This is a genomic window from Paenalicyclobacillus macrosporangiidus, assembly GCF_900116805.1.
Lineage (GTDB): Bacteria > Bacillota > Bacilli > Alicyclobacillales > Alicyclobacillaceae > Alicyclobacillus_H > Alicyclobacillus_H macrosporangiidus.
Genome location: NZ_FPBV01000077.1, coordinates 1 through 1,618 on the forward strand (window position 1 = coordinate 1; position 1,618 = coordinate 1,618).

Here is a 1,618-nt window from a genome sequence, read left to right on the forward strand (position 1 = left end):
CGACCGGACGAGCGCAGCACCCCTTGACGGAGCGACGAAGGTCGATATACTCCCGCGACGGAACAAAGCCATGGATGTCACACATTAGACACAAACGGTGAAATTACACCACTTGACGGGACACTACCAAAGTAGCCGTTGCGCACAGGTGGATCACAGCCGGATATGTTGCTACTCTCGTGCTGCGCATAGTGGGGGTCTCTCGATCCACTTATTACTATCAATTGACACATGAACCAAAGCCGCATACCACCTCGGGCGGACGGCCAATTCCTGGGTTTTCACTAACTGTGGATGGTCGTAAGGTCAGTGATGAACAGATCAAGGAATGGATTATGGAATCCATCACCGGTGATGGTTACGCATATGGGTACCGCAAGCTGACCCATATGCTCCGACAGGACCATGCACTCGTGGTGAACGAGAAAAAGGTGTACCGCCTGTGTAAGGAACTGGATGTCCTGCGGCCGCAACGGAAACTTCGCCAAAAACACCCGAGGAAGTTGGCACAGAACCGCACCATCACAGCACCGAACCAGCTCTGGGAGGTCGATGTGAAGTACGGATACATCGCAGGAGAGGATCGCTTCTTCTTTGTACTGTCGTACATCGACGTGTACGACAGGCAGATTGTGGGATATCATATCGGTCTAACCTGCGAAGCCAGACATGCCGTTGAAGCTTTTCGGGCAGCACTGTGGAAACGTCAGATTCTTCGGCGGAATTTACCATTGCCCATTATCCGTTCAGACAACGGCCCCCAGTTTGTGAGTCATTTGTTTGAATCGGAGTGTGAGCGATGGAATGTCCTACACGAGCGTATACCGCCCAAAACGCCGAATATGAACGCATACATCGAGTCGTACCACAGGCTTCTCGAGGATGAGTGCTTGTCAATGTACGAGTTCGAGACTTACGCCGAGGCATACCAGGTCGTCGTGGAATTCGTGAGCCGGTACAACAACCGCCGATTGCATTCCAGCTTGCACTACCTGTCGCCGGCCGAGTTCTACCGCCGCCATCTCGAGACAGGGCTCCAGCCCAGACGCCCTGTAAGGGTGTGACGCACGTTGGTGCGTATCCAGGGCCTTTGCCCCTAACTGCCCCAAGCCAGCGGGAGGATGGGCAGTCAAGGGGAACCGGAGGTTCAGCGACAGCGGCCCTTGACGGACCGACGACCGATGGCAATTTATAGACCAGGGCAAAGGGCTGAAGAAAAACTGCGAAAGAGCTCAATATCGGGAGTATGTGTCCAATCTGCGGGTGTTAATCCGCTTTCTCATTCCGCCTCTGACTCTTCGAACTGTATCTCGGCTCGCAGCTTTGAAGACATCTGCGCCCAATGTGCCGAAACCATTTGGACGGTCTCTTGAGCGTCCCGTAGTACCTCTACCGCCTGCTGATCATCTGTTATGATTTGCGATCCCCAACCTGTCGCATTGGACTGAACGTCGTTCAAAAGTGTGGCGACTTTGGTTACACTTCCTTCAACCGCCACCGTGCGAAACACCCGAAAGCCATGGTGTTTTGGCCATCTCGAAATGGCCGAAAGCTGACGTTATTGCCTGTCCGAAAATTGCTGAGTAAAATGGCCATATCCTAGGAAAGGAAAGACGCC

1 protein-coding gene is annotated in these 1,618 nt (G+C 53.3%); it reads left to right on the forward strand.

Annotation, left to right across the window (positions count from 1 at the left end; genetic code table 11):
* The first annotated feature begins 152 nt into the window (after nt 1-152).
* Nucleotides 153-1,064: an IS3 family transposase gene (locus tag BM357_RS18695; protein WP_074956912.1), complete on the forward strand. Its 912-nt coding sequence runs from the start codon at nt 153-155 to the stop codon at nt 1,062-1,064.
* The last annotated feature ends 554 nt before the right edge of the window (nt 1,065-1,618 follow it).